Origin of the sequence: Rhodopila sp. (assembly GCF_035548235.1) — a bacterium.
Classification (GTDB): Bacteria; Pseudomonadota; Alphaproteobacteria; order Acetobacterales; family Acetobacteraceae; genus Rhodopila.
Genome location: NZ_DASZTJ010000124.1, coordinates 1 through 6,838 on the forward strand (window position 1 = coordinate 1; position 6,838 = coordinate 6,838).

Annotated in this window: 7 protein-coding genes; 6 read left to right on the plus strand and 1 reads right to left on the minus strand. The window is 66.9% G+C overall.

All coding sequences use genetic code 11. From position 1 onward, the window contains the following. Positions 1–248 precede the first annotated feature (248 nt). The 6 genes from VHB27_RS10820 to VHB27_RS10845 all read left to right on the plus strand — a co-directional run bounded on the left by VHB27_RS10820 (position 249) and on the right by VHB27_RS10845 (position 6,317). A complete protein-coding gene (locus tag VHB27_RS10820; protein ID WP_325600168.1) occupies positions 249–1,070 on the plus strand; it encodes a hypothetical protein in 822 nt (273 codons plus the stop codon). Between the two features lie 90 nt (positions 1,071–1,160). Continuing rightward, positions 1,161–2,564: a glycosyltransferase gene (locus tag VHB27_RS10825; RefSeq protein WP_325600170.1), complete on the plus strand. Its 1,404-nt coding sequence runs from the start codon at positions 1,161–1,163 to the stop codon at positions 2,562–2,564. 197 nt (positions 2,565–2,761) lie between these two features. Continuing rightward, a complete protein-coding gene (gene fabI, locus VHB27_RS10830) occupies positions 2,762–3,607 on the plus strand; it encodes an enoyl-ACP reductase FabI (protein ID WP_325600172.1) in 846 nt (281 codons plus the stop codon). A 9-nt stretch (positions 3,608–3,616) separates the two neighbouring features. Then, positions 3,617–4,720 carry a chorismate synthase gene (gene aroC, locus VHB27_RS10835; RefSeq protein ID WP_325600174.1) on the plus strand — a complete coding sequence of 368 codons (1,104 nt, stop codon included), beginning with the start codon at positions 3,617–3,619 and terminating at the stop codon, positions 4,718–4,720. Between the two features lie 95 nt (positions 4,721–4,815). Beyond that, positions 4,816–6,027: a hypothetical protein gene (locus VHB27_RS10840; protein WP_325600176.1), complete on the plus strand. Its 1,212-nt coding sequence runs from the start codon at positions 4,816–4,818 to the stop codon at positions 6,025–6,027. Between the two features lie 113 nt (positions 6,028–6,140). Next, complete coding sequence (locus tag VHB27_RS10845; RefSeq protein ID WP_325600179.1) at positions 6,141–6,317, plus strand: hypothetical protein; 177 nt, start codon at positions 6,141–6,143, stop codon at positions 6,315–6,317. 222 nt (positions 6,318–6,539) lie between these two features. Here the strand turns inward: VHB27_RS10845 and VHB27_RS10850 are convergent. After that, a partial coding sequence (locus VHB27_RS10850; protein WP_325600181.1) for a molybdopterin dinucleotide binding domain-containing protein occupies positions 6,540–6,838 on the minus strand: 299 nt, incomplete at its 5' end.

The following is a 6,838-nucleotide window of genomic DNA, read 5'->3' on the forward strand; positions in this document are numbered from 1 at the left end:
CGGGCCCATGACTTTGCTATGCACGCCGAGAAATGACACTCTCACCGAAAGAGCGAGACAGTCGAATGCCTGAAGGCCTGAGCGCGGATCAGACGAAAAACCGAGCGGAGGCAGCGAATGCTGGCGTGGCGGCGCCGCAAGGACCGGCAAGCCGGGTCTCTGAGCTGCAAGTCACGGCGCATTTGATGACGCTTGAATCTGGTCTGTTTTGCCTTTTTCAAAGTCCGGGCAGCCCGGTCCCCGATCCGGTGACGTCGCTGCCTGGCGTGCGCGTCACCCCGGCGCCCGGAATTGCCGGCCGCCCCGAGGCGGTCAGCGTCTCGACGTTCCGGGAGGATGGGTGGCTGAACGGCACCGCCGCGCTGGTTCGGGTGACGGACGGGACCGCGCAGATCCTGGTCACGATCTATCAGGACAAAGGTCAGGACGCGGCCCCGCGCCTGCAGGTGTTGCGCCTGTCCGGCGACCCGGTGGCGCCGGCCGCCGCGCCCGCGATTGCCGCCGCGGCGCCGAACGCCGCCTCCGGAACGAAAGCCGCTGCCGCGACAGCCGAGGCGCCCGCCAAGCCCGACGCCCTGCCCGAGATGATGGCGCATGTGCAGCGGATGGGCGACGTGACCTGCGATCTTGGCGACTGGCTGGGCGTGAAGGGCAGCAAGCAATGGGTGGAGGGCTTCGGCCTCGCGCCCCGCGCCGGCATTGCCCTGACGGACATCGAGTACCAGGCCGTGCTTGGCCGCAACTGGTTGTCGCCCTGGGTAGAGGGCGGCAAGTATTGCGGCAGCCGCGGCATGGCCCTGCCGCTGCTGGGCATCAAGGTCCGGCTGAAGAACGACGCGGCGAAGGCATTCGACGTCAGCTATAGCGCGACCTTCGTTGACGGCAGCTCGGTCGGTCCCAAGAGCAACGGCGAGACTTGTGAGGCCGAAAGCGCGGCGGCGCTGGAATCCTTCCAGATCCGCATCCAGCCGCGAGCCGGCGCGGAGAAGAAGCCGGTCGAGAAAAGGCAGCCGGCCCGTGCGCCGGTGAAGCCTGCCGAGAAACCGGCCGCCCGTTCGCGGCAGAAGTGATCGTTCGCAGGTCCTGTTTCCCGGTCCGCAGGTTGCCCGGACCGGGGCGGATCATGGGCTGACGCGGCCAGGCCAGACGGAACGGATATCGTGCGATTTCTCTTCGTTCATCAGAATTTCCCTGGACAGTTCCTGCATATCCTGCGGCACCTCGTCCGGTCGGGCGAGCACGAGATCCTGTTCATCTGCGAGCCGAACCAGAACTTCATCCCGGGGGTCCGCAAAATCCCCTATCAGCGGCCCACCTTGGACATTCCGGAGACGCACCTGTCGGCCCGGGAACTGGACAACGGCATGCGGCGGGCCGAGGCCGTGTTCAAGGCCGCCTGGGGCCTGCGCTATTTGGGGTTCGAACCCGATATCATCATCGGCCATCATGGCTGGGGCGAGATGCTCAACCTGCGCGATGTCTGGCCGAACGCCCCGATGCTGGGTTATTTCGAGTTCTACTATCAGCATGACAGAGCCGATGTCGGCTTTGATCCGGAGTTCCCGTGCGACCCGTCCGATTACGGGCGGGTACGGGCGAAGAACGCGATCAACCACCTGGCGCTGAACCTGGGCGGCGTCGGACAGTCGCCGACGAACTGGCAGTTGTCGACCTACCCCGATTGGGCCCGGAAGCGGATCAGGCTGCTGTGGGAAGGCGTCGACCTGGACGTCTGCCGCCCCGATCCGGCGGTGCGCCGCAAGACGCTGAAAGTCGGCGGCATGGCGATCAGACCCTCCGACAAGCTGGTGACCTATGTCTCCCGCGACCTGGAGCCGTATCGTGGCTTCCATTCGATGATGCGGGCGCTGCCGGCGTTGATGCGGGCGCGCAAAGACCTGAAAGTCATCATGATCGGCGGCGACGGCGTCAGCTATGGCGCCGCGCCCCCGCAAGGCGGCACCTGGCGCGAGGTCATGCTGAAAGAGGTCGGCGCCGATATCGACCTGGATCGCGTCGTGTTTCCGGGGCGTGTGGCGTATGACGTCTATGTCTCCGCCCTGCGCCGGTCGGACGCGCATGTCTATCTGACCTATCCGTTCGTCGCCTCCTGGTCGCTGCGCGAGGCGTTGGCCATGGGGTGCCCGATCATCGGTGGCGACACCCCCACGGTGAACGAGTTCATCACGCCGAACGAGACGGGTGTGCTGACCCCGTTCCTTCAGCCAAAGCTGCTGGCGCGGGACATCCTGAACGTTGTCGAAGACAAGAAGCTGTCCGCGAACCTGCGGACCAAGGCGCGCGCGTACGCCGAGAAGCACCTGGCGATGAAGGATTACCTTGCCAGCTATACCAGTCTGATCAAGGAGATGACCGGTCAGGACCTGAACGTGTCCGCCAGACCGTCCAAGGGCCGGGACGCGCCCCGCATCAAGGTCAAAGCCAACGGGAAGGCGGCCGAACCGGCGCCCGCCCTTCGGCCAAAGGGCGCCAAGCCCGTCGCTCGGCCCGCCCGTAAGCCTCCGGGCAAACCGGTACGCGCCGCTGCCGCGCGCATGGGATAGGGCCAAACAGCGGCTTCAGTCGGCGCCTGTGCGGCCAAGCCGAACCTTGATGGGGTGAACGTGGACTAGGGTCACGATCAACCCAGGCTGGCATAAGGACGCGAATCGCGCGCGGCCTCTTGCCCGATCCGGGCGCGGTGTGCCACGACGAAGCTAGCGAAACAGTCGCTGACGACGACGGCAGCAAGAGGAACAGCATGGCCGATAGCGCTGCGGCAACTCCCCCCATCCAGGGTACGCTGATGCGTGGCAAGCGTGGCCTGATCATGGGCGTTGCCAATGACCGCTCGCTTGCCTGGGGCATCGCCGCGGCTTGCGCGGCCCAGGGGGCTGAGCTTGCCTTCACCTACCAGGGCGAGGCGCTGGAACGCCGCGTGCGTCCCCTGGCGAACAAGGCTGGGTCCGACCTCGCGTTTCCTTGCGACGTCGCCGACGACGCCAGCATCGACGAGGCGTTCAAGGCGCTCGGCCAGCATTGGGACGGGCTCGATTTCCTGGTTCACGCCATCGGTTACGCCGACAAGCAGTATCTCCGCGGGCGTTACCTGGATACGCCGCGCAACGCGTTCCTCCAGGCGCTGGACATCTCCTGCTATTCCTTCACGGCGGTCTCCCAGCGTGCCGTGCCTATGATGAAGCCGGGCGGCAGCCTGCTGACGCTGACCTATCTCGGCGCCGAGGCCTGGGTGCCTCACTACAACGTCATGGGCGTGGCCAAGGCGGCGCTGGAGGCGTCGGTCCGCTATCTCGCCGCCGATCTGGGGACGGCCGGCATCCGTTGCAACGCGATCAGCGCCGGACCGATCAAGACGCTGGCAGCCTATGGCGGTATCGGCGATTTCCAGTACATCCTGCGCTGGAACCAGTTGAACTCCCCCATGCAGCGCAACGTCACGATCGAGGATGTCGGCGGCGCCGGTGTCTACTTCCTGTCCGACCTGTCGCAGGGCGTGACCGGGGAGGTGCATCATGTCGATTGCGGCTACCACATCGTCGGTATGAAGAACCCGGACGCGCCGGACATCACGATCCTGGAAAGCTGATCCGCCGTCATGTCGTACAACAGCTTCGGGCACCTGTTCCGCGTCACGACCTGGGGCGAAAGCCACGGGCCGGCGATCGGCGGCGTGGTGGATGGCTGCCCTCCGCTGCTGCCGCTGTCCGAGGGCGACATCCAGCCTTTCCTCGACCGTCGCCGTCCAGGCCAGTCCCGCTATACAACGCAGCGGCAGGAACCCGATCAGGTCCGCATCCTGTCGGGCGTGTTCGAGGGGTTGACGACCGGTACGCCGATCAGCCTGCTGATCGAGAACCAGGACCAGCGGTCGAAGGACTATTCGGCCATCGCGGCCCAGTTCCGGCCGGGCCATGCCGATCTGACCTACGACGTGAAATACGGCATCCGCGACTATCGCGGCGGCGGCCGGTCCTCGGCGCGGGAGACGGCGATGCGCGTGGCCGCCGGCGCCGTCGCCCGCCGGGTTTTGGGCAGCAACGTCGTCATCCGCGGGGCGCTGGTGCAGATCGGGCCGCATGGCATCGACCGGCGGCGCTGGGACTGGTCGCAAGTCGACCAGAATCCGTTCTTCTGCCCCGATCCGGAGACCGTCCCGGTGTGGGAGGCGTATCTGAACGAGGTGCGCAAAGCCGGTTCCTCGGCCGGCGCGGTGATCGAGGTGCAGGTCGAAGGCGTGCAGCCGGGCCTGGGTGCGCCGATATACGGCAAACTGGATGCCGACCTGGCCGCCGCGCTGATGTCGATCAACGCGGTCAAGGGCGTGGAGATCGGCGAAGGCTTCGCCGCCGCGGCGCTGACCGGCGAGGAAAACGCCGACGAGATGCGCATGCAGGATGGGATCGTGCAATTCGGCTCCAACCACGCCGGCGGAATCCTCGGCGGCATCTCCACCGGCCAGCCGATCGTCGCGCGCTTCGCGGTCAAGCCGACCAGCTCCATCCTGACCCCGCGCCAGTCGGTCGACCGCTTTGGCCACGAGATCGAGATCATGACCAAAGGCCGGCATGACCCCTGCGTCGGGATCCGCGCGGTGCCGGTCGGGGAGGCGATGGTGGCCTGCGTGCTGGCCGACCACTTGCTGCGTCACCGCGCGCAGAACCCCGATGCACCGACTGTCGCGCGTCTGCCGCGAAACTGATCTGTGTGTTTTGGGGGTGACCCCGTCTTGACGGTCTTTGCGTTCTGTTGCCTGCTTGGGTCTCATTTTCCCGCGACCAGATCGGCGATCCCCCCTTGGCACCGCATTACGCTGCGTCACCGTCGGCTGACCCTTTTGTTTCCCTGATCGGATCGAAGCGCTGGACGGCGCGGCTGACCGAGATCCGGGACCTTGCCGCCGGAGGGCGCCGCGCCGGGCAGGCGATCCGGCAGCGTCACGCCGTCGAACTGATGATCGAGAAGGCCCGCGCCGCGCGGCAGGCGCCGGCCACCGTGACGGAACGGGCGTTGCGGAGCCTCGTGGCCGAAATCCCCATTCTGGCGAAAGCGCTGACACGGGGTGGGCGGGATCGCCTGATGGCACGGCTGCATGACGGCCTGGACGGCCAGAATACCCTGGTGCCCATGCTGCACATGGTCCGGACCGCCATGCTGCAACGGGCGCGCGGGTTCGGCGTGACCTTCGCCGGCCTGGAGCACGGAGCGCCGTTCGACCTGCTGCTGAAGCGTGACCGGTCCGAAGCTGAATTGTCCTGCGACGTCATCACGGCCGAGGAAGGCCGATTGGTGCATCGGGGCGCCTGGTTCCGCCTCGCCGACCGGATCGACCCTGACCTGCAGACCTGGCTCGCCGCGCATCCCGGCCGCTACTTGCTGAAGATGACCTTGCCGCTGGGGTTGCGCGGCGGGCTGCATGACGAGGAAGGCAGCCGTGAAACGCTGGCGCGGCTTCATCAGCGCATCCGCGCGCTGCTGGAAACGAGGGCGCGGCAGGATCACGACGAGGCGATCATCCTGCGCCTCGACCCGCTGTTGCTGGCCGGTGCGCAGGCCGAGGACATGGGCCTGGTTTCGTCGCTCCGGCGCGAATTCGGCCCGGAAGCCCATCTCTCCGTGACAACCGCCGGTGGTGGCGTGTTTGTGATGGCCGCCCGGGCTGGACAGGAAAACGAGGTGGCGACGGCGATCCGGCGGCGCCTGGCGGCGATCGCGCCGGCGCGGCTGACGGGCGAGCGGCCGGGTATCCTGGCGATGTTCGTGGAGGACACGGACCGTCAGGAATGGCGCGACCTGCGCGAGCGCCTGGAACTGGAAGGCGAGGCCCGCCAGTTCATGACCAATCCCGAGGCGCGGCCGGTCGTCGCGGTGACGTTCGCCTCTCGGATGGAATTGTTCGGCCTGGGTGAGCCTGATGCGGCGCCGGGCGGGGAACTCCGTTTCCGCAATCCCGGACATCCCGCCGCCGGCATCGCGGCCCTGGCACCGGCGGTGATGTCGTCGGATTGATCACACGGGGGGCTGGCAACAGCGAAGCGCCTACCGATCTCCATGCAAACGCCACGAGGCCGCCTTTCTTGGCAGGCCCTATCGCGGTGTCTCTGGTAGATTGAGAGGTCAGGATGTCTGCTGCCGAGTATGAGCGGAAATTGGATGAACTCGATCGTCTGCTGAACGATCCGAACGTACCGATGCAGCCGGAGCGGATCTGGGCGTTGCTGGCCGATGTGTCCGGGTGCGACGCGACGGGGGCGATGATCCCCGCGGTGAGGCCGGATTTTAGAGAAAGGAGGATTTGACGGACGGGCCCGGTGTCGTCCCCCCGGACGGTACCGGGATAAGTCGCGGAATGCAGAAAGCGCGCCTCCCTTCCCGTCCTGGCCCGGCTTGACCGGGCCATCTTCATCCCCCGAGGCACGAGACGGCCCGGTCGCGCCGGCTCAGGATGGACTAACGAACCCCTCGCAGTCGCTGTCCTGAAGCGCACGAGGACAGACCCGGCATGACACGGGCAAGCGTCCTCACACCGGCGGGTCGTAAGCGCGGATCGGGGGAAGCTGGCCATCGTAGAGCTCGACTTCCACCGCCGTAAGCTGACCCGTGCAGCCCTGAGCGAGGCTCGACGTCCCCACGTCGCGGGTCAGCACGTTCGGATTTCCATGGACGCAGGTCGGCGTGTCCTGGGCCGGGTTTTCGGGGTCGTACCAAGCGCCGGTCGGAAGTTGCGCGACGCCGGGGCGCATCCCATCGCTCAGCGTCGCCGCGGCGAGGCAGGCGCCGCGCGCGTTGAACACCCGGACGATATCACCCTCCGAGATCC